The following is a 22329-nucleotide window of genomic DNA, read 5'->3' as shown; positions in this document are numbered from 1 at the left end:
TTTAAAGAAGGGGAGGGTTACTCGGCGTGCTTGGTAGAAACCGGAACGACCTCCTCCTGTACCCATAGTGGCGTGTATTCGGCGGCGTCGTGATAAGGCACTTTACCGTGCAGCATCATCGCCTTGAAATCGTCGAAGCGGTAAACCGCCAGGAACAGGTGAATGGGCAAAAATGCTGTCAGCAGCAGGCCACAACCCAGGTGGATCATGCCCAGCAACCAAGCGGTATCACGTGGGATTGCATAGGGAACCAGCCACAGCGCCAGACCTGTGATAATCAGTGCAGTACCGCCGAGCAGAACGCAAACCCCGAACAGTTTCTGTCCAGAGTTGTACTTGCGCATAGGAGGCACGGCAACCTTCTTACCCAGCAAAAACTTCTGTGGGTAGCCACCGAGTACCTTGAACCAACCGACATCGTTGCCACCGAAGGTGAATACTCTGTTGGTGAACAGCACGACACGGTCGAATGCCATCAGGGTGAAGGCCACCGCATCCAGTGACATGATGACACCGGCGACAATATGAATGTCATAGGTCAGCCCCATGGCGCTGTCGCTCAAGGGTTTAAAGAACAACAACAGCCCGGTAGCCGCCAGTGGTAGGAAGCTCAGCAGCAAGATGTAGTGGAACACCCGAACATTCAGCGGGTGCTTGAGAATGGGACGATTGTCCTGATGCATAGCCGACTCCTTAGGATTTCAGTTTAGTGCGATCGACAAAATGGGTGTGCAGCAACTCGTGCGACAGATGCCCCAAGGGTTCACCGCCAAATTCGCTGTAATAGCGGGCAATGGCTGGGTTGGCGTGGCTGACGCGGTACTTGGCAATGGCATCATCCAGATAAAGTGCATCGGCACGCGCCTTGATGTATTCGTTGCGCTTGGCGATACGGCTGCTGAGCCAACCTACAGGCAACGCCAGTACGGTCAGAATGGCTGCGCCCACGGCCATGAAGCGACGCCGTGACAGCAGAAAACCATCTTCGGTAAATTGATACTTGTCTGTCATGAGCAACTCCTTACAGTTGAGCAACCCAGGATGTTCCTGAGCCGTTGATCGGTTGACCGCCACCGTTGACGCAACCACCGGCGCAGTTCATCACTTCGATAAAGTGGTAGGGTGAAGTGCCGGCCATAATCTGATCCAGCAATGGACGGATATTACGGCCCATGTCATGTACCACGGCGACCTTCAGTTGCACATCTTGCTGCAGCTGTTTGTCATGAATGGTGAGTTCGGCTTCCTTGACGCCTTCCAGACCGCGTACCGGAGTCAGCTCCAGTTTGGCCAGTTCTTCGCCTGTGAGTACCTTGTGTGCGGTACGTACAGCGGCTTCCATCACGCCACCTGTGTTACCGAAAATGGTGCCAGCCCCTGTGTATTGGGAAAACAGGCTATCACCCTTATATTCGGCCACATCGGGTAGGTTGATGTTGAGGCGCTTGAGCAGTTCGGCCATCTCGCGGGTGGTCAGTACCACATCGATATCGGCGTAAGGTGCGGCATCGTTGCCATGTTGTTGGTGGAATTGCCAGGCTGATTTGAACTCTGGACGTGATGCTTCGAGTTTTTTCGAAGTACAAGGCATAACCGCCACAGTGAAGATCTTTTCCGGAGCCATATCGTAGACTTTAGCGCCATACGTTTTGGCGACAGTACCGGCCATCTGTTGTGGCGACTTGGCGGTAGAAAGATGTGGCAACAGGTTGGGATATTCGATTTCCAGGAAGCGAACCCAGCCAGGGCAGCAGGAGGTGAACTGTGGCAGCTTGCCGGCATCGGGTTCCTGACGCAAATTGGCGTGCAGTCTGTGAATGAACTCAGAACCCTCTTCCATAATGGTCAAGTCAGCGGCGAAGTTACAGTCGAAAATTTTAAATCCCGCTTGGTGCATGGCGCCATAGAGTTTATTGGTCAGCAGTTGCCCCTTGGGCAGATTGAAGGCTTCACCTATGGCAACCCGTACTGCTGGAGCCAGAATGCCGACCACTTCAGTGTTGGGATCCTGGAGCTTGGTTAATACTGTATCCAAGGCACTCTGGGTTTCATGAATGGCACCGAACGGACAGTTGATCAAACACTGGCCGCAGCTCAGGCAACGCTCTTCATCAATCTTATGGGGGGCACCGGATGCGCCCTCAATAGCATGAGTGGGACAAAATTGTTTACAGGCGTCACACCCTTTGCATTTGAGCGCATCTATCTGGATCAGTCCGCGGATCTCTCCTGGCTGATAGCTGGTTGCTGTCATGGCAATGCGTTCCTTGTTATCTGAGAATGTTCTTATTTTCTAATTGCTTAAGTATTTGTCGTGCCCTGTGAAAGGGCGAAGGCATTATAGGGAATGATGGCAAGCTATCTGTGATCCACAGCAAATCAACCTGGAGATTTCACAAGTTTTTATATGAAATATGATGAAATTTGCCGGCGATCCGGTGAAGTGGGACTTTTTGACTTAGTAATGTTCTTTTTTATGAGTTTGAACGGCGTTAATAGGAATAACACGGAAAATTGGTTATTTACAGCGTTCGAGCATTAGAAGTAGAGGTTTTCGACACTTTTGCCGTCAACCAGGATTTCGCACTTGTCGCCATTGCTGGATTTTGAGGATTGCACCGCGCTGGCAATAATGCCAAAGGCACCACCTTGGCTGCCGAGCACGGAGCCGAAGTAGCACTTGCCGTCGATCTCCATCTCTTTATAACGGCCACCCAGGTTTTGGGTTGGGGTATATGGAGGGAAGGTGCCGCGCATTATGGGATCACCGTTGACTGTCAGTTCCAGTTTCTTCTTGTCGGAAAAATAGCGTCCACCGAGCTTCAGCGTTTGGCCTTTCACTTCGACGGTTTTTTCCTGGGCTATGATGGGTTGTGGGGTTGAGCTACAGCCTGCCAGCAGTGCGCCGGTACAAGCCAGTGAGGCAAGAGTCAATTTACGCATTAATCCGTCCTTTATTGGATGCGATATTTATGGGGTATTACTTTTCCGTGTTATCCGCGCCGGATTATAACGTCTTGGCAACAAAAAACGCCAGCATCAGGGCCGGCGTTTTTTATGGTATGGCAGACTGAATCAGCCTTCCAGTTCGCTGCGCAAATACTTGAACAGCTCGGCAGAGGACTTGGACTGAGGCCCCTTGGTCAGCTCCTTATTGGCCTGACGCACCAGTTGCCTGAGTTTTTGCCTGTCCAGTTGCGGGTGCTCCTCCAGCAGGGACTGCACTTCGGCATCGCCACCACTGAGCAAACGGTCACGCAACTTCTCAAATACTTGAGCCTTGGCGGCCGCTTCATTGTTCTTGTTCAGCACCCGCTCAAGCGAGGTTTGAATTGCCTCGAGATCTTCGTTGCGCATCAGCTTGCCGATAAACTGCAACTGACGACGGAAGGCCTCGGTATTGGGCTTGATGTTCTTGGTTTGCATGATGGCATCAAACAGGGACTCACCCATCTCAATTTTAGCCAACTGACTCTTGCTCAGCGCTGCCAGCTGCTTGCCCAGATCCTGAGCCTCTTCACTGTCGCGTTTGAGCGAGGTCTTGCTGATATAGTCCTCGTCCTCATCATAAGGCTGTTTAAAATGCTCTGAATCGCCAACTATTTTCATAAAGTCTTTCCTCTGATACTGGCGCTGATTGTAGCATCCCCCTTGGCGCTTCGTCTTCTACGGCAGCAAAATTGATCTGTCGTGGTTATGTGAATAAAGCCGGCTTTTGTTATGCTAGGGGCAGTTTAGCCAATTCAAGAGTAAACCTGTGTCTGCAAATTTTATTGATAGTGAACTGAGTGCGTTGAAAGACGCGGTGGCAATGGCGCTGGAGTATGCCAATAGCCTGGGCACCAGTGCTGCCGAGGTGGCCATCAGCAAGCAACAGGGCCTGAGTGTTTCCACTCGCCTCAAGGAGGTGGAAACGGTCGAATTCAACAAGGATGGCGCGCTGGGGATCACCCTGTATCGCGATGGACACAAGGGCAGCTCTTCTACCTCGGATCTGTCGCCGGAGGCGATTCGCCAAGCGGTTAAGGCCGCCGATGGTATCGCCCGCTATACCAGTGAAGACCCTGCCAGCGGTTTGGCCGATCCTGAGTTGATGGCGAAAGATTTTCCCGATCTGGATCTCTATCATCCCCGTCACACCAGCCCGGAAGAATTGGCCGAGTTGGCCATTCGCGCCGAAGCTGCAGCGCTGGACAGAGACCCGAGGATCAAGAATTCGGATGGTGCCAGTGCCAACGCCCACAACAGCGTCAAGGTCTATGGTAACAGCCATGGTTTCCTGCAGGGCTACTGCAGCTCGCGCTACAGCCTCAGCTGTGTGGTGATTGGCGCCGAAGACAACGGCGATATGCAGCGCGACTATGACTATGGTATCAACCGCTGCTTCGACGCCTTGTTGAGCCCGGAGCAGGTGGGGATTAAGGCTGCCGATAAGACGGTTGCCCGTCTCGGTGCCCGCAAACTGGCAACCGGCAAACTGCCTGTGCTGTTTGCGCCGGAAGTGGCCACAGGTCTGGTGGGGCATCTGGTCAGCGCCATCAGTGGCTCAAGCCTGTATCGTAAGTCCAGCTTCCTGCAGGATGCTATCCACACCCAGATTTTCCCCGAATGGTTCAGCATTGCCGAGCAGCCGCATCTCAAAGGCGCTCTGGCCAGTGCCAACTATGACAGCGAAGGGGTTGCGACCCGTGAGCGGGATATAGTCCGTGACGGCACACTGGAGAGTTACCTGCTGACCAGTTACTCGGCGCGCAAGCTGGGACTGGTCAATACCGGCCATGCCGGCGGCATCTACAACTGGACGCTGGCCGATACCGGCCACAGTTTTGATGAATTGGTGCGTTCCATGAGCCGCGGGCTCATAGTCACAGAGGTGATGGGTCAGGGCGTGAATATGGTTACCGGCGACTATTCCCGCGGCGCCGCCGGCTTCTATGTCGAGAATGGCGAAATCCAGTTCCCGGTCGAGGAGATCACCATAGCCGGTAACCTGAAGCAGATGTACCGTTCCATGCAGGCGGTTTCCAGCGACAGAGATCTGCGCTCCAGCATCCGTACCGGGGCAATATTGCTCGATGAGATGAAGATAGCCGGTAACTGAGCCGGTTTATCATGATCTGAAGCCCGCCACTCAGGCGGGCTTTTTTAGGGGCTCTTGATGGAATCAAGCTCTCTGCGGGACCTTACAGGGGACGATAGGCGCTTTCGCTCGGGTCTGTGCTCTCAAAAGCGCTCTGCCGCCTTGGGCTGAGCTCTTTTAAGTTATTGCAGATACTGTGGGCTCTGTGCTCGTCTCCTTGATGCAAGATGGTGAACATATATTGCAGTGCCATGGCATTGAGATAGTCCGGGTGAACCGGCGGGAAGATATCGGCATCGATTTTAGCCCGCTGTAGGCGTTTGTTTATCGCTTGTAGACGGCTGTGCAGCACCTGCTCTAACGCGGTTTTCAAGTACTGCTCTTCTTCGGCCATCAAGTTCATGGCCAAGTTCAATTGTGCCTGAGGGGCCAATGGTTTGCGGGAAAACATCTGATAACTCTCCGGACTCAAAGCCGCATGGTAACGCCAGTATGCTGGACTCAGGCTGAACTTCGAGTACCTCAGCCTGAGTTATTGACGGCAAGATCATTATTATCCGTGGGAGTGAGGCATCTTGGTCGAACCCTGGCTCAGCTGCATATGGTGTTGCAAGAGCCGCTCGGTCTCACCACTGCTGGCCATGTTCTGCAGTGCTTGTTGTAACGCATAGGCGATGCTGCCCGGTCGCAATTCTTTAGGGTTGTTGTCGATGGAGAGTGGCTCGTCGGCAACATAGTCTGGGTTGACACGGGCATTGAAATAACGACTCTTGCGTGAGAATCCCAGGTGTCCCTGACGCGGGAGTTCGCAGCAGTCTGGATGCAGTTTCAGCCCGCGCTGTGGATGGCTTTCCAGCCAATATTTCAGACTGGACTCATCATAAATATAGAAATCGCCCTGATGCTGTTTGAGAAAGGCTATCGCCGAGTCTGTGCCCATATCAGGTGGGGTTCGCGTTATCAGTTGATCCGGCAGCCCCCCGAGTTGATAACTGCCGGGAGAGATCAGCAGCACCAGCTGCTTGTCTACCAGTTGCTGCAGCGAAGTGATATCACTCAGGTCATCGCGACTGACGCCGATATAGCGTTCAGATAGACCGTTGGCAATGAAATAGGCATAACGGTTGCGTTCCTGGGAGAAGGCCAGTCCGGGATAGAAGTCGATATTACCCTTGGCGATTTCCCGAAGGATGCGCTTTTTAGGTGCGCGTATAATCTTGAGACTGCAGCCTATTCTGGCTGCCGCCTCTTGATAGAGGCCGAGATAGAGGCCGCTGTTATCCGGGGCCTGAGCAATAAAGGGGGGCCGGGCATTGGTGCGATAGCCCATGGTTAGCTCACAGGTTTTGGCGGCAAGCGCTTGTGATGAACAAACGATAGCCAGCAGTGCCAGACAACAGAACTTGATTGTCACAGAACAAAACCTCCCGGATTGACTGAAACAGACTGAGTCTCGAGTGCTTTTAATAACATGATTAATATGCCGTTCGACATTGTACTTTGGGCTATAGTATTTCGCATGATTATTGACCGGCTTGGCCTGTTTGTATACAGAGTCAGTTACAGGATCTATGCTGCCGCTCGCGAATGTCCGGCCCAGGTTTTTGGCCGAGCAAAATTTTCTGCGACAGGGAAGAAGGAGTTGGTGTTGTGGATAAAAGGGAGTAGTATTTGCGCGATTTTTGTCCGGTATAGTCGGGCAAGTCTCATCCAATTGAAATAAGGAGCCGATATGGTCAAACATATTAAGCAGACTGCACTGCTGGAGCATGAATCCGGTCGTGGACAGATCAAAGATAACGCCCTCAAGGCGGTGGTGACCAGTTCACTGTTTCGCTGTCGCAGCGAGAAGCCGAAGAAGGGCAAAGGATCATACAGTCGTAAAGGACGCAATGGAAAGGGGCAACAGGGTGTTGCCCCTTTTGATTTAATGACTCTAATCTTTTCACCCTGCTGACACCTCAAGAAAGATTTCTCCAAGGTGTTGGGAGAGTTTATTCCGGCATCTGCACCAGTTCGGCCCACAGATCGTGCTCATCAGAATGAGTGATCAGTGCGCGCACCATGTCCCCTGGGCTTAGTTCCACTTCACCGTTTAAGAATACCATGCCGTCGATTTCAGGCGCATCGGCATAGCAGCGGCCAATGGCGCCTTCCTCGTCCACATCATCGATAAGGACATCCAGCTCACGGCCTACCAGGCGCGCCAGCCGCTCGGCACTGATCTCGGCCTGCACCTGCATGAAACGCTCATAGCGGTCCTGCTTGACCTCTTCACTGATAAGCTCGGCCAAGGTATTGGCCACGGCGCCATCGACTTCCGAGTACTTGAAGCAGCCCACTCGGTCCAGCCTTGCTTCACGCAGGAAGTCCAGCAGGATTTCGAAATCCTCTTCGGTTTCACCGGGGAAGCCAACGATAAAGGTTGAGCGGATCACCAGATCCGGGCAGATCTCACGCCATTTCTTGATGGCGTCCAACTGGCGGTCGACCCGGCCGGGACGCTTCATCATCTTGAGCACGCGAGGGCTGGCGTGCTGCAGCGGCAGATCCAGATAGGGCAGGATCAGTCCTTCGGCCATCAGCGGGATCAGCTCATCGACCCAAGGGTAAGGGTAGACATAGTGCAGGCGTACCCACACACCCATCTTGCCCAGATGGCGGGCCAGGGTGGTGATATCTTGCTTCACCGGCATGCCGTTCCAGAAGTCGGTGCGGCCGCCCTTGTCTTTGCCGTAGGCCGAGGTGTCCTGGCTGACGACCAGAATTTCCTGAACGCCGCTTTCCACCAGGCGTTTGGCTTCATCCAGCACGCTGCCGACACTGCGGCTGTCCAGATCGCCCCTCAGCGCCGGAATGATGCAGAAGGTACAGCGGTTGTCGCAGCCTTCGGAAATCTTCAGGTAGGCATAATGCTTGGGGGTCAGCTTAACGCCGGCTTGTGGGATCAGCGAGGTGAAGGGGTTGTGCTCCGGCTTGGGCACATACTTGTGCACATGGTTCAGCACGGCCTCATAGCTGTGGGGGCCGGTGATCTCCAGTACATCCGGATGCACTTCGCGGATCTGGTTTTCCTTGGCGCCCAGGCAGCCGGTGACTATCACCTTGCCGTTTTCTTCCAGCGCTTCACGCACGGCATCCAGCGACTCTTCCACCGCGGCATCGATAAAGCCACAGGTGTTGACTATTACCAGGTCGGCATTGTCATAGCTGTTGGTAACCTCATAGCCGTCGATGCGCAGTTGGGTGAGGATCCGCTCGGAATCCACCAGGTTCTTGGGGCAGCCCAGGCTGACAAAGCCGATGCGATTGCCGCTGGTTTGGGCCTCGGCAGGGCTGTTTCCCTGTGCCAGAGTCTTGGCCGGAGTGTCCAGAGTCGTGGTCTGCTTGGGATCAAAAATGTCGACTGATTTCTTCAAGAGCTGTTTTCCGCAATGCTAAAGCTGATGGAGCACGCTTGGGTGCCGGTAAAATTGGCGGCGATTATACCTCAGCCAATAAAAAGGTACAGTTGGACTGGTTGATTTATGTTCTATGTTGCCATCTCGGTTGCCGCTTCAAAACGTCGTTGAAAAATTTTTTGATTTTTTTAACCCTTTTGGCAGCTGGCTGCGTTTCTATGGTCAACGAAGCGAACTTTTTGGAGAACCAAGATGAAAAAATCTCTGCTGAATCTGGCGCTGATAGGCGCATTGTTACCCGCTACTCTGATGAGCCACTCAGTACTGGCTCAGGATAGACCTCTACTGGAAACCACAGGCGTCAGCCAGATACAGGTTGAGCCCGATATGGCCGAAATCCATGTTGAAGTGTCATTAAGCGAATCTGATGCCAAGGCGGCCAAGGCCGCATCCGACAAGGCTGTGGCCGCTTTTATCGAGCGCCTGCTCAAGGCCGGGGTCGCTAAGGAGTCGATTGCCGCCGCCAATCTGAATCTGCAACCTGAGTATGTTTACCTCAAGGACAAGGCGCCCGAGCTCAAGGGGTATCGCGCCAGTCGTAGTGTGACCGTGTTGGTGAAACAGTTGGATCAGCTCAATCCCATACTGGACTCGGCGTTAATAGGCGGGATCAACAAGGTGAACCAGATCAACCTCAAGTCCAGTAAAGAAGCCGAGATGCGCAAGCAGGCGCGGCAGGCGGCCATTGAAGATGCCAAGCAAAAGGCCAGTGAGCTGGCGGCCGGATTTGGCGAGAAACTCGATGGCGTCTGGTCGATTCGTTATTTCGACCAAGGCCCGGTGCGCCCAGTGATGTACAAGGCCGCCATGATGGCTGAAGGCGCTATCAACCAGAGCTATGAGTATGGCCAGGTAACCTTCTCCGACAGGGTAGAGGTCAGCTACAAGCTGCGTGACTGAAGTAAGCATTCGGGTGAGAGCCGCCGGCTCGCTGATGCAGCGAAGCAGTTTTTAACCGTGGCTCGTGAACAAGCGGTGCCGGTATTGCTAGGCCGTGACATGAGTCACTTCCCCTAGGCTTAATGCCCGCCTAGCGGGATATTTACCGCCAGAGGCACAATCCAGCTTGCTATTGGGGCCGTGATAGTTAGAATGCCAGTCGAATACCTTTGAGTAGAGGCGCGCTGCCTAAGAGTAACCGGGAAGAGGGTGATGCCTTTGAGGCCCGGGGAAAGGAGTCGGCGCCGAAGTAGCCAGGTCATCAAACCTGACTGCTGGTTCTGTATCTAATAGGTGCAGGACTGCCATAGTCATCCACTATGGAGCGCTACCTGAAGGAGCTGAGAAGTTTCTGCCCTCCTTGGTCTGAGTTTCTTCGATCCTATCGGTAGATCTCCACCTTAGTTGTTTTAGGTGTAAAGAGATCATGAATATCATGCATTTTGCGGACTCTCCCTGGTCCATAGTTCCTCCTCTGCTGGCGGTTGCGCTGGCGATCATCACCCGTAGAGTACTGCTCTCCCTTGGGGTAGGCATAGTCGTCGGCAGCCTGATGTTGCAGCAGTTTTCACCGCTGCAATCGCTGCGCTACCTGGTTGACAGTGTGCTGAAAATCTTCTGGGTCGATGGTGCTCCCAACAGCGATAACCTGAATATGCTGCTGTTTATGCTGCTGCTGGGTGGGCTTATCAGCTTGATGACCGCCTCGGGTGCGACCCGGGCCTTCGCCGAATGGGCCGCCAGGCGCTGCCAGAGCCGCAAGGGCGCCAAGTCGCTCACCGGCTTGATGGTGTTTGCCTTTTTTATTGACGACTTCTTCCACAGCCTGTCGGTGGGGCCCATTTGCCGCCCTGTGACCGACAGATTCCAGATCTCCCGCGCCAAGTTGGCCTATCTGCTGGACTCGACTGCGGCGCCCGTATGCGTATTGATGCCCATCTCCTCCTGGGGGGCCTATATCATCGCCCTGGTGGGCGGCATACTCGTGGCCCATGGGGTGACAGAGCAGAGCCCGATCGCCGCCTTTGTGCAGATGATCCCCATGAATCTCTATGCGGTATTTACCCTGATCATGGTGGTGGTGGTCATCGCCTTCCAACTGGATATTGGGCCGATGCGACAGCATGAGCAGCGGGCGCTCGAAGGCAAGCTCTGGGATGAATCCAAGGGCCGGCCAATCGGGCTGGATATGGAAGCCCCGGCCGACAGCCGCGGCGGCATGCTGGATATGGTGTTGCCGATAGTGACACTGACGGCGGCGAGTATCTATTTCATGCTGGACTCCGGGGCCCAGGTATTGGCCGCCAATGGTCAGGCCTTCAGCGTGCTGGGAGCCTTTGAACATACCAATGTGGGCTCATCTTTGGTTTATGGCGCCCTTTGCAGCCTGGCGGTGTCCGGCCTGTTGGCTCTGCGTCTCGGCCTTGGGATCGCCACTTGGCTGCGCGCCGCCCCCAGAGGCGTCATGGCCATGTTGCCGGCGATCAACATACTGCTGTTTGCCTGGACCATAGGCGCCGTGGTGCGTGACATGGAAACCGGCAAATATCTCGCCAGCCTGGCTAACGGCAACCTGCCCACAGGGCTGCTGCCTGTGGTGGTGTTTGTGCTCTCCTGCGCCATGGCCTTTGCCACAGGCACCAGTTGGGGCACTTTCGGTATCATGTTGCCACTCGCCGGAGATATGGCCGCCGCCAGCGATATCCAACTCCTGCTGCCCATGCTGTCGGCTGTGCTGGCCGGTGCTGTGTTTGGCGACCACAGTTCGCCCATCTCCAGTACCAGTATTCTGTCGGCCACCGGCGCCGGCTGTCACCATATAGATCATGTGTTGACCCAGTTGCCTTATGCCCTGACCGTCGCCTTCGGGGCAGCACTGGGTTATCTGGCCATGGGGCTGCTGCATTCCACCCTGGCCGGTTTCCTGGTGAGTGCCGCCTGGTTTGCACTCTTCTGCCTCTATCACGCCAGGCGCTTCCAGGCGGCTCCCGAGGCCGCCATCGGCTGAGGCTGAGATGGGATACCAAAAAGCCCCGGGAGTTTTTCCGGGGGCTTTTTACTCTTGCCAAAGGCTCGCGAAGATAAGGAGTCTCAGTGATCCAGATAGAGATAGTTCTGCCAGCTTTTCATCCTTATCAATACCTTACGCATGATTGATACATGCTCAAAGCTATCGGAATAGATGGCGATCTCCACATTGGTACCCAGTGGCAAATGATACTGACTCAGATCATCCAGCGGCTTGAGTTTCACCAGAGGTCGGCCGTTGAGGCGAATTTGTGACGAGCCATAGAGCTGCCCCTGCGCCTGCACCTGAGATTCACCTATGGCCGGCAGCACTTCGACCACTTCGGCTTGAAACACCTTGCCCGGCAGGGCGCGGAAGATCAGCTCGGCCTTGAAACCGGGTTTCAGCCGCAGCAGCGAGTTTTGCCTAAAGGCGCCGACAAAGAAGCGCTCCTCCTGATGGACAAAGGTCATCACAGGCCTGAGGGGCATGGGCACCACCATCATTCCCGGTCTCAGGGTCAACTGGGTCACATAACCGTCTGAGGGGGCGCGCATGCTGGTTTCCTCCAGATTGAATCTGGCTTTTTCCAACATGGCGGCAATTTCGGCCACCTGGGTGTTTTGCCCCTGATACTCGGCTTCCAGTGCCAGCTTGGCGCGCCGGGCTTCGGCCTCGGCCGCCTCTACTGAGGCCTGGGCGCCGAGATAGTACTGACGACGGTTGTCGACATCGGCACGGGTGAAGGCGCCTTTTTCAAAACCGCTGCGGTAGCGCTCATATTCCAGTTGGGTTCTGTCCCGTTCGGCCTCGGCCTTGATGCGACTGGCCTCGGCGGCCTTATAGGCGGCGTCCAGCCCCAATACCGCCTGTTTAGCCTGCTCCAGGCTGGCCTCCAGCCGGGTGACTTCTGTCTGATAAGGAGTCGGATCGACCCGGAACAGTAACTCGCCCTCTTTCAGCAGTTTATTGGGGGTGACGGGCACTTCTATGACCTTGCCGCGCACCGAGGGGATCAGCGGGGTGGTGACATACATCTGGCTGCCCATGGCGGTATGGGGATGGTTGTAGTTCATCAACAAAATCAAGGTGCCTATCAGCACTACTCCGCCGAGCACGGCGGTGGGCACGCTCCACTTGTTGAGTGGAATGCGGAAAATCTTGAAGATGGCGACACAGATGGCGGTGTAAGTGAGGATAAGCAAGAGATCCATTTATCTGTTCTCCCCATTCTTGTTATTGCTTTGGGTCTGATTATCTGTACCTGGAATGTCGGTCGAGTCTGCTGCCGTATCCAAGTCCACGCCGCTGGTGGGTTTGGGGGCGGCTTGGGGCTCTTCTGAAGATGTTTGGACTTGGGTTGGGGCTTGGCTTTGGCTTTGGACTTGGGCACTCGGCGCGGCAAGGGCCTCTGTGGCGGCATGCTTTTGGGCTTCCAGGGCGGCGACTTTTTCACTCAATAGCTCCAACTGCTGCGCCAGAAGTACGGTTTCATGGTGCAGTGATTGCTGCTCCTGTTGAATTTTGTCAAAGCCCCAGCCCCTGTCCTCGCGCCAGAGCGTGGCCCAGATCCACAGAAACGGCCACAGCACATGCAGGGTAAACAGGCTCACCCAGCCTGCGTAGTGAATAGCGTCCTGATGGGGGTGGTTGCGTTTCTTGGCCAGTTCGTAGGGGATGTCGTGGATCACTATCACCCCGTAGAAGATCACCAGGGCGACAAAGATCAGCAGCCCCAGCGCGATATAATCCAGTGTCATCTAATCGGATTCCCTTATTGGTAAATACGCTTGAATAAGTGTAGATGGCCGCTGGCGGATTGCCCGGGAATGATGAATTTTTTCAGGGGCATAAGACTAAAACCGACTCGCGCCCGAAAGGGTTAGGGCTCGGCAGGTCCCGGCAGCATAAGCTGATAAAATGCCAAATCCAGCCAACGGCCGAACTTATAGCCCACCTGGGGCAGGGTGCCTGAGTGCTTGAACCCCAACTTCAGGTGCAGGGCAATACTGGCCTGGTTTCCGGCATCTATGGCGCCCACCATGGTGCGCATGCCGCGCTCCCGGGCCTGGGTTATCAAATGCTGCATCAGAAAGCGCGCCACCCCTTTGCCTCTATGCTCCGGGTGCACATACACAGAATGTTCCACCGAGTAGAGGTTGGCTGGATAGCCGCGAAACGGGCCGAAGCTGGCAAATCCCAACAGTTGCCCCTGCTCATCCTCGGCGCCCAGAATTGGCCAGCTGCCTTGTTGTTTGGCGCCGAACCAGTCGCGGATCTGCTGCTTGTTCCTTGGCTGGTATTCATAAAGGGCTGTGGTATGGGCAATGGCATGGTTGAGGATGGCGCGTATCGCTTCGCCATGTTGCTCAAGTTGGCAGTGACACAGATGCATTCCAGGCTCCCAAGGTGGTTTCGCCTGAGTATGCCACAAGCCGGTCGGCGTGCCACCTAATGGACTGGATATCAAAAACAGTGCCTGCCCAGGTGGCAGGCACTGCTCAGGCTCAGTGCTGATCCAGCATGCCTTGGGTGACAATAAAGTCGATGATTTCAGCCACCCCTTGCCCCTGCTTGAGGTTGCTGAACACCCAAGGCTTGTTGGGGCGCATTCTGGCGGTATCTTCGGCCATCACTTCCAGTGAGGCACCGACATAGGGTGCTAAATCTATCTTGTTGATCACCAGTAGATCGGAGCGGGTAATGCCCGGGCCGCCCTTACGGGGGATCTTCTCGCCCTCGGCCACATCTATTACATAGATGGTCAGATCTGCCAGTTCCGGGCTGAAGGTGGCACTGAGGTTGTCGCCACCACTCTCGACAAAGACCAGATCCAGGCCGGGATGGCGCGCCGTCAGTTCTTCCACTGCCGCGAGATTCATAGAGGCGTCTTCGCGAATTGCCGTATGGGGGCAGCCACCGGTTTCCACGCCTATGATGCGGTCGGCGCTCAGGGCCTCGGCGCGGGTGAGAATTTTGGCGTCTTCCTGGGTATAGATATCGTTGGTGACCACGGCCAGGTTGTAGTTGTCACGCATCGCCTTGCACAGGACTTCCAGCAGTGCTGTCTTGCCCGAACCAACGGGGCCGCCAACGCCTATGCGCAAAGGTTGTTTGGTTGTTTGCATATTTTCTCTCATGAACGAAACAGTCGGGTGTATTGGGTTTCATGGCGGGCACTGGCAATGGCCAGCGCCGGGGTATAGCTGCCGATATCGGCCTCGGGCCAGTCTTGCGCCTTTTGCAGCGCCTCGGGGATCTCGGCGCTCAGTTGCAGCAACAGCTGCTGACCGGCACTCTGTCCCAAGGGGATCAGCTTGACGCCGGCAGTGACGGCATTTTCGAGCCAGCTCCAGCAATAGGCCTCGCACAGTTCATATGTCGGCAGTTGCCAGTGTTTGGCTGCGAGGGCAAAGGCCGCCAATTGGGTTTGCAGCACCAGTTCCCGTTCCTCGGACGCAAGTGGGATCCCCAGTTGTGGCAGCAGTTTGGCAAAGGCCTGACCGCGCTGGCGTTCTTCCTGCCTTAGTTCTGCGGTTTCGCGACTGGCCAGCAGTAGGCGGCAATAGTCGCTCGCCGCAGAGACGTGTTCCTGCGCCAGCGCCTGACACAGACGCATCAGCAAGGGCAGCTCCAAGGTGGCCAGGCTGTCTTTAAGTTGGTTTTGCAGCCAGTGTCCCAGGGTGACAGGGTCTTTGACCCAGCCCCGCTCTATGGCCCATTCCAGTCCTTGGGAATAGGTAAAGCCCCCCACAGGCAGAGACGGACTCACCAACTGATAGAGGCGCAAGCGGCCAAGCTCGCCGGGGGCCTTGGTCTGAGGCTCAAGGCACTGCTGCCCATAGGCTGGAACCCGGCCTGGGCAGATATTAGTGGTCATGGCTGTGGTCGTGAGCATGTTCGTGAGAGTGCCCATGACTATTGCCGTGACTATGGGCGTGACTATTACCGTGACTATTACCGTGACTATGGCCGTGACTATGGCCGTGGGCACTGCCACCATAGGCCCCCGCCTCGGGTTGGAACTTGTCCTGGCGATAGCTGACCGTGAGTCCGAGTCCCTTAATCATCTCGTCCAGAACATGATCGTGCAGGTAACAGCATTGGCCTTGGGTTATCTGCAGCGGCACATGACGATTCCCCAGGTGATAGCAGGCACGAGCCAGCAGCAGTGGGTCTGAGCTGCTGACCACAGACAGGCTTTCGGCCTTGGCAAAAACCTTGGCCAACTCGCCCGTTTCCGCCTTGAGAATATCGCCCTCTTTGAGGACAGTACCGCGTGGCAGAAACAACCCGGCTTCGCTGCCGTCACTCAAGGTCACTCTTTGGCGGCTGCGAACCCGTTCATCCATCGACAGCCACAGCTGCAGTGTCGGGGTCTGTTGGCATTCATCGGCTTCCAGGCGTTGACAAAAATGGATCATCTAAACTTGCTCCTCTTGGTTTCAAGGCCCGAATATCAGAACAGGAAGTAGCGCTGGGTCATGGGCAACTCAGTGGCCGGTTCACACACCAGCGGCACACCATCGGCCTTGACCTCATAGGTTTGGGAATCCAGTTGGATCTCCGGGGTATAGTCGTTATGCAGCATCTGTTTTTTACTTATGTTGCGACAGCCCCTCACTTCACCTATGCGACTCTTGAGCCCCAACTTACCTGGGATATCCGCTGCGATGGCCGCTTTGGACAGAAACAGCATGGAGCTGCTGTGCAGCGCCTGGCCAAAACAGGCATACATGGGGCGATAGTGCACGGGTTGCGGGGTGGGAATGGCTGCATTAATGTCGCCCATAGGGGCATAGGCTGTCAGGCCACACTTGAGCACCAGCGCAGGTTTAACCCCGAAAAATGCCGGATCCCAGAGCACGATATCGGCCAGTTTGCCCGGCTCTATCGAACCCACCTCATGGGCTATGCCATGGGCGATCGCCGGGTTGATGGTGTACTTGGCCAGATAGCGTTTAATGCGCTGGTTGTCGTTGTGCTCCGTGTCTCCCGCCAGAGGCCCGCGTTGCAGCTTCATCTTGTGGGCACACTGCCAGGTACGCATTATCACTTCCCCGACCCGGCCCATGGCCTGGGAGTCGGAGGACATTACTGAGATGGCTCCGAGATCATGCAGTATGTCCTCGGCGGCTATGGTCTCGCGGCGAATGCGCGACTCGGCAAAGGCCACATCTTCGGGAATGGCCGGATCCAGGTGATGACAGACCATCAGCATATCCAAGTGCTCATCCACTGTGTTGACAGTGTAAGGCATGGTGGGATTGGTAGAGGCCGGTAGAATATTGGCTTCTCCCACTGACTTGATCACATCCGGGGCATGGCCGCCACCGGCGCCTTCGGTGTGAAACACATGAATGACCCGGCCATCGATCGCCTTAATGGTTTCTTCATAGAAACCGGCTTCGTTGAGTGTGTCCGAGTGAATGGCTACCTGCACATCCATCTCATCGGCCACCTGCAGGCAATGATCTATGGCGGCTGGTGTAGCCCCCCAGTCCTCGTGGATCTTGAAGCCCATGGCACCGGCCGCTATCTGTTCCCGCAGTGCTTCCTTATTACTGACATTGCCCTTGGCGAACAGGCCTATGTTGATTGGCAGTGAGTCCACGGCTTCCAGCATCCGGTGCATGTTCCAGATCCCCGGAGTGACTGTGGTGGCGTTACTGCCGGCCACAGGCCCAGTGCCGCCACCGATAAAAGTGGTGACGCCACTGACCAAACCTTCTTCGGCCTGTTGTGGGCAGATAAAGTGGATATGAGTATCCACCCCACCGGCGGTGACCAGCTTGCCTTCACCGGCCACCACTTCGGTTGCCGGGCCAACCACTATGTTGACACCATCCTGCACATCCGGGTTACCGGCCTTGCCTATGGCCTGAATGCGGCCGTCTTTAATGCCTATGTCTGCCTTGACTATGCCCCAGTAATCCAAGATCAGGGCGTTGGTGATCACCAAGTCGACACAGTCGGCCGCCAGTGCCTGGCTCTGACCCATGCCATCGCGGATCACCTTGCCGCCACCGAACTTGACCTCTTCGCCGTAACGGCAGTAATCCTGCTCTACTTCGAGGAAGAGCTCAGTGTCGGCCAGCCGTACTCGGTCGCCCTTGGTTGGGCCATACATGTCGGCGTAGGCCCGTCGTGATAACTTGCTCATTTTGCCTCCAGTGCGCCCATGATGGCGCCGCGAAAACCATAGATGGCCCGGCGACCGCCAAAGGGCACCAGCTCCACGGTTCTTTGCTGGCCGGGCTCGAAACGGATCGCCATGCCGGCCGGAATATTTAGCCTTAACCCCTTGGTTTGCTCGCGCTCGAACGCCAGTTGGGGGTTGACCTCGTAAAAGTGGAAATGCGAGCCGACCTGAATTGGCCTGTCGCCCAGATTAGCCACCGAAATTTTCAACTTGGGCAGGCCAGTATTGATTTCAATGTCGCCCAGTGCCTCATTGAGACGGTATTCGCCCGGGATCATCTGCTGCCTCCAATCAGATTATCGGTTCGTGGATCGACACCAACTTGGTGCCGTCGGGGAAGGTGCATTCCACCTGAATGTCGCTGATCATCTCAGGGACGCCCTCCATCACATCCTCGGCACTGAGTATGGTGCGGCCGTAGTTCATCAATTCGGCCACCGTCTTGCCGTCGCGGGCCCGCTCCATGATTTCACAGGAGATCAGGGCTACCGCTTCCGGGTAGTTCAGCTTCAGGCCACGGGCCCGGCGACGTTCAGCCACCAGCCCGGCGGTGAACAACAACAGTTTGTCTTTTTCTCTTGGGGTCAATTCCATCTTCTGGTCTCGCTATCAGGTCGCCCAAATCCTTGGCGGCTGCGGCAGACGTCCGTGCCAGTGTTGGTGGATCTGTTGCCAGACGGCAATCAAGGCCGTCATCAGCACTTCGGTTTGGTGTCCCAGCAAACGGATACAAAGAATGCCGTCTACCAGGGTGGCACCGTATTCAAAGTCGTTTGTGCCTGCGGCGAAGGTCGTCAATGCCTGGCGTACCAACGCCAGCAACTGCGCATCGGCGGGGAAAACGTAGCAGTTGCCCTGCATGGGATAGGTTTGCAATCCCGCCAACTGCTCTGGGTTGCCGGCCTGCTGCACAAACAGGCCTTCGGACAGGCGCAGCTCGCCATCCAGATAAATTTGGCTGCGGCCGCGAATATCGCCATGGCTGAAGCATTCCTTGAGCACAGGGCGACCGAAGCAGAGCATCTCCCAGCCGATGAAGCGTGCACCTGTGACCAGCTCTATGCGGGTTTCCAGGCGGGCACAGGCACCGGGGAAAAACAGGGTTTCCTGGGGCAGCCATTCCAGCAGGGCGCCATCGGCCACTTGCAGTTGCAGTTGCTGAGCCGCATATTGGCCGCCGCTGCGGTAAAACTTACCGGCGCCCGGAGTGGTTACCAGGCTGTGGGCACCGCTGTCGGCGGCGATAATAATTTGTAGCTGGTCGCCGCCGACTACGCCTCCCGGTGGATGTAATAGATAGGTGTGGCAGACCCCGGCTTCGGCCTGAAACGGGCGCTGCACCAGCAAGGGACCAAACTGTTCCCTTTGCAGCAGCCGGGTTTGCCCCCGTCTGGGGCCATAGCGCAGATAGAGTCGGGCACGCCAGTTGGCATGCGTTACAGGAATTACAGACACACTTACCCCTGCCCAGGAATTGTCAAAAGGCATCTAGTTGTTTGAAAGTTGGACTCGATTTCGATCAGTTCGGCGTCGACCACGCCCTGGATGCACCGCAGAAAACTAAGCGGTAGGGCGAAGAGAGAAAGGTCGACGGACGCCGGAGATCATAGGAGCTGTCAAGCATGGCGACAAGAGTCGCCCAAGCGAATTCATTTCGTTATCTGCTCATTTTATTTCGCAGTTGTTGTTTCCGGAGGTTCCGCCAGCACCAGTGATGGACGTCTGTGCCCAGGTGAGCCGCTATCCTTGAGGGCAAACAGCGCCAGAATGTCGTTGCCGCTGCGGGAATGACTGCGAAACTGCAGTGGGGTCATTCCCTGATGCTGCTTGAACTTGTCGCAGAAATAGGCCGGGCTGTGAAACCCGGACAGCTTGCTGACCCGGCTGACCGGGAAGTCGGTGAAGGTCAAATAGTTGAGAGCCACCCCCATGCGCACTTCCAGCAATAACTTACTGAAACTGTAGCCTTCCTGTTGCAAGTGACGCCTGAGTGTGGCCGGGCTGGTATACAGACGGGCGGCGACTTGTTCCAGGGTCCATTTATGACCGGGATCTGTCATGATCAGGCGTGCCAGCGCTCTTTCCCTGGGTTCGTCATATTTGACTCTGAGGGTATTGAACAGATCGACTCCGGCGGCCAGTATTGCCTTGAGGATAAAATACTGACATTGGCGTAGCAGACAGGGGGCCTGGGGGGTTGGGCTCACCAGTTCATGGGTGAGCCGCAGCAGTTCAAAGTTGTCTCTGGCGGCATCCGGCGTACTCAGGGCGTAGCGGCGATAGTGACCATCTGTCTGACATTGGCCCGGCAGATAGTCGACGGCCAACTCTTCCAGCAAAGCTTCATCCAGCGTCAGCGTTTGTAGCGTCAGCGGTTGCTGCGCCGCTTCTATATGACAGGAGATGTGGGCAAAACGGGGAATGATCAGCAGAGTATCCTGGTTCACGCTCAGTCGCTCACCATTGATACTGACCCAGCCATGAGCGGAGTGCAGACGCACCAAAAGCGCGTTATCTATATAAAATTCGCGCAGTTCTAAATGTCTGGATGAGTCGATATGTCGGTATTGCATCGTGAGTCTTGCCCGGGATGAATGCCTGCATTATAACCTGAGCCGGCTTGTCACCAAGCCGGGCAGAATAAAATCCGCTCTCCAGGCTTCAGTCGCGGCTGTCTTTGGGGGCTTGAAACTCGGTCAGGCTCATATCGGCGTGCAGTACGGCTATCCGCTTGGGGGCGCCGTTTTCTGCCAGTTCCAGGAGGCCGATACCGCTTTGGTTGACTAGGCGCTTGCTGGGGGCTCCATTGGGGCGGCGGCCGCGGATCGACATGCGTTTGCGTTTGGTCAGCAGATTGAGCGGCGAGAAATGACCATAGAGCCAGCCGTTGAGCTTATCAAATACAGGCAGCAGCTTTTCCGGGAACTGATTTTTGATGCCGCTGGCGGTGATCTGGTAGATGTTGGGACTGGCACGGCGAAAGCGGATCCCTATGTCATAAGCAAAGGAGTAGTGCACATCGCCGGAGAGGATCACAAACTCCTGCGGGGTACGTCTGTGCATGAAGATCGACAGCAGGGCGTTGGCGGCGCCAGGGTGCGCCATCCAGTTTTCGGCATCCACCAGCAGCGAAGCTCCGATCAGGGTGGCCGTGCGCTGCACCGCCTCAATCAGTTTGACCCCGAAAATCGGTGCCGCCGACACTATGATGACCTTATCCTGGCCCAGCAGTGCCTGCTGCAGATCCATCAGCGCCTCCCAGTCCATCAACCCGGAAGGCTTGGCCAGGTTGGATTCGCTGCGCCAGCGGCGGGTACGGGTATCCAGTACCACCATTCTGGGCTGAGTATCCAGGGTGTAGTGCCAGTTTTCACACTTGAGCAGCTTGTCTATCAGGGCATCCTGGCGCTCGCTGTCGGCCAGATAGAGGCCGCTCAGCTCTTCGAAAAAGTCGGTAAACCTCTTGGGTTGATTGCCAAGGGCCTGAAACAAGGTGTAACCCAGCAAGGCATTGCCTATGATGCGCTTGGAGAAGGCGTGACCATAGGCGGCCTCTTCCCAGCGGGCGGTCAGGTTCCAGTCGTCGGTGATGTCATGATCGTCGAAGATCATATAGGTGGGCAGATGCGCCAAAAGGCGCCTAACCTTGCCAAGGCCCGCCTTGAACTCCAACAGATGTTGCCACTGGGTCTGCCACTCCTGTGCCCGTTTGCCGGTCAGCCCGGGTAACTGCTGCGGCAGTTCCAGTTGCTGCCACAGTTCCGGTGACCAGATCAGCAGATACAGGGCAGTGACTTCGGCGAAGCTCAGTAGATGGTTTTCAGCCATCGAAGAGGTGAATATGGGGTGATTGATATACCAGCGCCAGATGAAGGTTTTGCCCGGATATTGGGTGCGGGGCAAGAGCTGTTTCGGCCTTTGGTAGAGAGAGTCTGGACCATAGTCTATCTGTGTCGAGTCCTTGAGCGGGGCGTCACTAAAGCTTTCCTGTTTCAGTCCCAGCAATGCGATTACCTGGGCAATGGCCACCAGGGTGGGGCCGGTCACATCATCGACATAGAGCTGATCGCCGCTTAGCATCAACAGCGCCGGGCGCTCGGCCGGGGCATTGTTCTGTTCCAGCAGAGTATCGGCCGCCACCAGTGCATCGCCGCTGTGATGATGCGGGTTGCGACAGGAGCCGTGCAGCAAACGATCCAGCCTGGGCTGCAGCACCAGTTCGGGAGTGGATTTGCCCGGATAACATAGGCCGTCGATACCGGCGAACAGAGACTTACCATCGGCATCTTCCAGGCTATAACCCACGGCTTGCCCTTGGGGCAGCAATCCGGGAACCTCAAGGTGCAGCAGATACTGCCAGGCATGTTCGCCCAGTTGCACTCGGTGCACTTGTTCTTCATTCAGCGGCAAGGGCGCCGACTTGTGACTCAACTTAAGCGTCAATTTTGGGCTCAACGGTTTGCTGCTGACCCACCAGAGGGTGAAATGGTCCCGGTCGCAGTGACGCAATATCGGGCCGGCCAAGATCAGCGGCAAGGAAGAGGAAGTGGTCATCGGCGGATTTCGCAGCCTCTCAGGAATGAAAAAGGGTGAATCCACAGGGTAAACAAGTGCTTTGGCTTTGAAAAGCCCCTAGAAT

23 protein-coding genes, 1 pseudogene and 1 riboswitch are annotated in these 22329 nt (G+C 55.8%); of the genes and pseudogenes, 4 read left to right on the top strand and 20 right to left on the bottom strand.

Going from position 1 to position 22329, the window contains the following annotated elements; all coding sequences use genetic code 11:
- Positions 1 to 17: 17 nt before the first annotated feature.
- The 5 genes from K5621_RS17345 to yjgA form a co-directional block, all read right to left on the bottom strand.
- Positions 18 to 683, bottom strand: coding sequence for a cytochrome b/b6 domain-containing protein (locus K5621_RS17345; RefSeq protein WP_100144587.1), 666 nt, complete (start codon positions 681 to 683; stop codon positions 18 to 20).
- Positions 684 to 693: 10 nt separating this feature from the next.
- Positions 694 to 1011 (bottom strand): iron hydrogenase small subunit, encoded by a 318-nt coding sequence (locus K5621_RS17340; RefSeq protein ID WP_100144589.1) that lies wholly within the window; start codon positions 1009 to 1011, stop codon positions 694 to 696.
- A gap of 10 nt (positions 1012 to 1021) precedes the next feature.
- On the bottom strand, positions 1022 to 2254 hold the full coding sequence (locus tag K5621_RS17335; protein WP_100144591.1) for a [FeFe] hydrogenase, group A: 1233 nt from the start codon (positions 2252 to 2254) through the stop codon (positions 1022 to 1024).
- Positions 2255 to 2538: 284 nt separating this feature from the next.
- Positions 2539 to 2943, bottom strand: coding sequence for a putative periplasmic lipoprotein (locus K5621_RS17330; RefSeq protein WP_071238680.1), 405 nt, complete (start codon positions 2941 to 2943; stop codon positions 2539 to 2541).
- Between the two features lie 132 nt (positions 2944 to 3075).
- Positions 3076 to 3609, bottom strand: coding sequence for a ribosome biogenesis factor YjgA (gene yjgA / locus K5621_RS17325; protein ID WP_221049885.1), 534 nt, complete (start codon positions 3607 to 3609; stop codon positions 3076 to 3078).
- A gap of 148 nt (positions 3610 to 3757) precedes the next feature.
- Here yjgA and pmbA point away from each other — a divergent pair, with 148 nt between their 5' ends.
- Positions 3758 to 5101 carry a metalloprotease PmbA gene (gene pmbA, locus K5621_RS17320; RefSeq protein ID WP_221049884.1) on the top strand — a complete coding sequence of 448 codons (1344 nt, stop codon included), beginning with the start codon at positions 3758 to 3760 and terminating at the stop codon, positions 5099 to 5101.
- 82 nt (positions 5102 to 5183) lie between these two features.
- On the opposite strand, the gene K5621_RS17315 is transcribed toward pmbA, so the two are convergent.
- Together K5621_RS17315 and K5621_RS17310 are read right to left on the bottom strand one after the other, a co-directional pair.
- Positions 5184 to 5531, bottom strand: a complete 348-nt coding sequence (locus K5621_RS17315; protein WP_221049883.1) for a hypothetical protein — start codon at positions 5529 to 5531, stop codon at positions 5184 to 5186.
- Positions 5532 to 5633: 102 nt separating this feature from the next.
- The gene (locus K5621_RS17310) at positions 5634 to 6494 is read right to left on the bottom strand and encodes a substrate-binding periplasmic protein (protein ID WP_100144599.1); all 861 of its coding nucleotides are present in this window, start codon (positions 6492 to 6494) and stop codon (positions 5634 to 5636) included.
- A 318-nt stretch (positions 6495 to 6812) separates the two neighbouring features.
- Between K5621_RS17310 and K5621_RS17305 the strand changes: the two genes are divergently transcribed.
- Positions 6813 to 7037: a ribosome alternative rescue factor ArfA gene (locus K5621_RS17305; RefSeq protein ID WP_221049882.1), complete on the top strand. Its 225-nt coding sequence runs from the start codon at positions 6813 to 6815 to the stop codon at positions 7035 to 7037.
- 37 nt (positions 7038 to 7074) lie between these two features.
- On the opposite strand, the gene rimO is transcribed toward K5621_RS17305, so the two are convergent.
- Positions 7075 to 8499, bottom strand: coding sequence for a 30S ribosomal protein S12 methylthiotransferase RimO (gene rimO, locus K5621_RS17300; RefSeq protein ID WP_100144601.1), 1425 nt, complete (start codon positions 8497 to 8499; stop codon positions 7075 to 7077).
- A 234-nt stretch (positions 8500 to 8733) separates the two neighbouring features.
- Here rimO and K5621_RS17295 point away from each other — a divergent pair, with 234 nt between their 5' ends.
- Positions 8734 to 9441 carry an oxidative stress defense protein gene (locus K5621_RS17295; RefSeq protein ID WP_025010213.1) on the top strand — a complete coding sequence of 236 codons (708 nt, stop codon included), beginning with the start codon at positions 8734 to 8736 and terminating at the stop codon, positions 9439 to 9441.
- A 206-nt stretch (positions 9442 to 9647) separates the two neighbouring features.
- Positions 9648 to 9819, top strand: a riboswitch (Lysine riboswitch).
- A gap of 88 nt (positions 9820 to 9907) precedes the next feature.
- Entirely contained in the window at positions 9908 to 11488 is a 1581-nt protein-coding gene (locus tag K5621_RS17290; protein WP_221049881.1) for a Na+/H+ antiporter NhaC family protein, read from the top strand.
- Between the two features lie 83 nt (positions 11489 to 11571).
- On the opposite strand, the gene K5621_RS17285 is transcribed toward K5621_RS17290, so the two are convergent.
- The 12 genes and pseudogenes from K5621_RS17285 to K5621_RS17230 form a co-directional block, all read right to left on the bottom strand.
- The gene (locus tag K5621_RS17285; RefSeq protein WP_221049880.1) at positions 11572 to 12702 is read right to left on the bottom strand and encodes an HlyD family secretion protein; all 1131 of its coding nucleotides are present in this window, start codon (positions 12700 to 12702) and stop codon (positions 11572 to 11574) included.
- A 311-nt stretch (positions 12703 to 13013) separates the two neighbouring features.
- A pseudogene (locus tag K5621_RS17280) lies at positions 13014 to 13248 on the bottom strand (DUF3302 domain-containing protein); the annotation flags it as partial.
- Between the two features lie 122 nt (positions 13249 to 13370).
- Positions 13371 to 13883 carry a GNAT family N-acetyltransferase gene (locus tag K5621_RS17275; RefSeq protein ID WP_221049879.1) on the bottom strand — a complete coding sequence of 171 codons (513 nt, stop codon included), beginning with the start codon at positions 13881 to 13883 and terminating at the stop codon, positions 13371 to 13373.
- Positions 13884 to 13995: 112 nt separating this feature from the next.
- Positions 13996 to 14616, bottom strand: a complete 621-nt coding sequence (ureG, locus tag K5621_RS17270; protein WP_039033554.1) for an urease accessory protein UreG — start codon at positions 14614 to 14616, stop codon at positions 13996 to 13998.
- A gap of 8 nt (positions 14617 to 14624) precedes the next feature.
- Positions 14625 to 15368, bottom strand: coding sequence for an urease accessory protein UreF (locus tag K5621_RS17265; protein ID WP_221051233.1), 744 nt, complete (start codon positions 15366 to 15368; stop codon positions 14625 to 14627).
- Positions 15358 to 15912, bottom strand: a complete 555-nt coding sequence (gene ureE / locus K5621_RS17260; RefSeq protein ID WP_221049878.1) for an urease accessory protein UreE — start codon at positions 15910 to 15912, stop codon at positions 15358 to 15360. The genes K5621_RS17265 and ureE overlap by 11 nt, the downstream gene beginning before the upstream one ends.
- Positions 15913 to 15947: 35 nt before the next feature.
- Positions 15948 to 17651 carry an urease subunit alpha gene (gene ureC, locus K5621_RS17255; RefSeq protein ID WP_221049877.1) on the bottom strand — a complete coding sequence of 568 codons (1704 nt, stop codon included), beginning with the start codon at positions 17649 to 17651 and terminating at the stop codon, positions 15948 to 15950.
- A complete protein-coding gene (locus K5621_RS17250; RefSeq protein ID WP_039033551.1) occupies positions 17648 to 17968 on the bottom strand; it encodes an urease subunit beta in 321 nt (106 codons plus the stop codon). The genes ureC and K5621_RS17250 overlap by 4 nt, the downstream gene beginning before the upstream one ends.
- Positions 17969 to 17981: 13 nt before the next feature.
- Complete coding sequence (gene ureA, locus K5621_RS17245) at positions 17982 to 18284, bottom strand: urease subunit gamma (RefSeq protein ID WP_039033550.1); 303 nt, start codon at positions 18282 to 18284, stop codon at positions 17982 to 17984.
- Positions 18285 to 18299: 15 nt separating this feature from the next.
- Positions 18300 to 19145, bottom strand: coding sequence for an urease accessory protein UreD (locus K5621_RS17240; RefSeq protein ID WP_245003105.1), 846 nt, complete (start codon positions 19143 to 19145; stop codon positions 18300 to 18302).
- Between the two features lie 215 nt (positions 19146 to 19360).
- Positions 19361 to 20263: a helix-turn-helix transcriptional regulator gene (locus K5621_RS17235; RefSeq protein ID WP_221049875.1), complete on the bottom strand. Its 903-nt coding sequence runs from the start codon at positions 20261 to 20263 to the stop codon at positions 19361 to 19363.
- Positions 20264 to 20351: 88 nt separating this feature from the next.
- A complete protein-coding gene (locus K5621_RS17230; protein ID WP_221049874.1) occupies positions 20352 to 22244 on the bottom strand; it encodes an alkaline phosphatase D family protein in 1893 nt (630 codons plus the stop codon).
- Positions 22245 to 22329: the final 85 nt, after the last annotated feature.

The sequence above is a fragment of the Shewanella carassii genome (assembly GCF_019670705.1).
Lineage (GTDB): Bacteria > Pseudomonadota > Gammaproteobacteria > Enterobacterales > Shewanellaceae > Shewanella > Shewanella carassii.
This window is presented reverse-complemented; position numbering and strand designations above follow the sequence as displayed.

Coding starts and splice junctions, on each gene's coding strand:
- K5621_RS17345 (WP_100144587.1), bottom strand. CDS start 683: ATGCATCAGGACAATCGTCCCATTCTCAAGCACCCGCTGAATGTTCGG.
- K5621_RS17340 (WP_100144589.1), bottom strand. CDS start 1,011: ATGACAGACAAGTATCAATTTACCGAAGATGGTTTTCTGCTGTCACGG.
- K5621_RS17335 (WP_100144591.1), bottom strand. CDS start 2,254: ATGACAGCAACCAGCTATCAGCCAGGAGAGATCCGCGGACTGATCCAG.
- K5621_RS17330 (WP_071238680.1), bottom strand. CDS start 2,943: ATGCGTAAATTGACTCTTGCCTCACTGGCTTGTACCGGCGCACTGCTG.
- yjgA (WP_221049885.1), bottom strand. CDS start 3,609: ATGAAAATAGTTGGCGATTCAGAGCATTTTAAACAGCCTTATGATGAG.
- K5621_RS17315 (WP_221049883.1), bottom strand. CDS start 5,531: ATGTTTTCCCGCAAACCATTGGCCCCTCAGGCACAATTGAACTTGGCC.
- K5621_RS17305 (WP_221049882.1), top strand. CDS start 6,813: ATGGTCAAACATATTAAGCAGACTGCACTGCTGGAGCATGAATCCGGT.
- K5621_RS17295 (WP_025010213.1), top strand. CDS start 8,734: ATGAAAAAATCTCTGCTGAATCTGGCGCTGATAGGCGCATTGTTACCC.
- K5621_RS17290 (WP_221049881.1), top strand. CDS start 9,908: ATGAATATCATGCATTTTGCGGACTCTCCCTGGTCCATAGTTCCTCCT.
- K5621_RS17285 (WP_221049880.1), bottom strand. CDS start 12,702: ATGGATCTCTTGCTTATCCTCACTTACACCGCCATCTGTGTCGCCATC.
- K5621_RS17275 (WP_221049879.1), bottom strand. CDS start 13,883: ATGCATCTGTGTCACTGCCAACTTGAGCAACATGGCGAAGCGATACGC.
- ureG (WP_039033554.1), bottom strand. CDS start 14,616: ATGCAAACAACCAAACAACCTTTGCGCATAGGCGTTGGCGGCCCCGTT.
- K5621_RS17265 (WP_221051233.1), bottom strand. CDS start 15,368: ATGACCACTAATATCTGCCCAGGCCGGGTTCCAGCCTATGGGCAGCAG.
- ureE (WP_221049878.1), bottom strand. CDS start 15,912: ATGATCCATTTTTGTCAACGCCTGGAAGCCGATGAATGCCAACAGACC.
- ureC (WP_221049877.1), bottom strand. CDS start 17,651: ATGAGCAAGTTATCACGACGGGCCTACGCCGACATGTATGGCCCAACC.
- K5621_RS17250 (WP_039033551.1), bottom strand. CDS start 17,968: ATGATCCCGGGCGAATACCGTCTCAATGAGGCACTGGGCGACATTGAA.
- ureA (WP_039033550.1), bottom strand. CDS start 18,284: ATGGAATTGACCCCAAGAGAAAAAGACAAACTGTTGTTGTTCACCGCC.
- K5621_RS17235 (WP_221049875.1), bottom strand. CDS start 20,263: ATGCAATACCGACATATCGACTCATCCAGACATTTAGAACTGCGCGAA.
- K5621_RS17230 (WP_221049874.1), bottom strand. CDS start 22,244: ATGACCACTTCCTCTTCCTTGCCGCTGATCTTGGCCGGCCCGATATTG.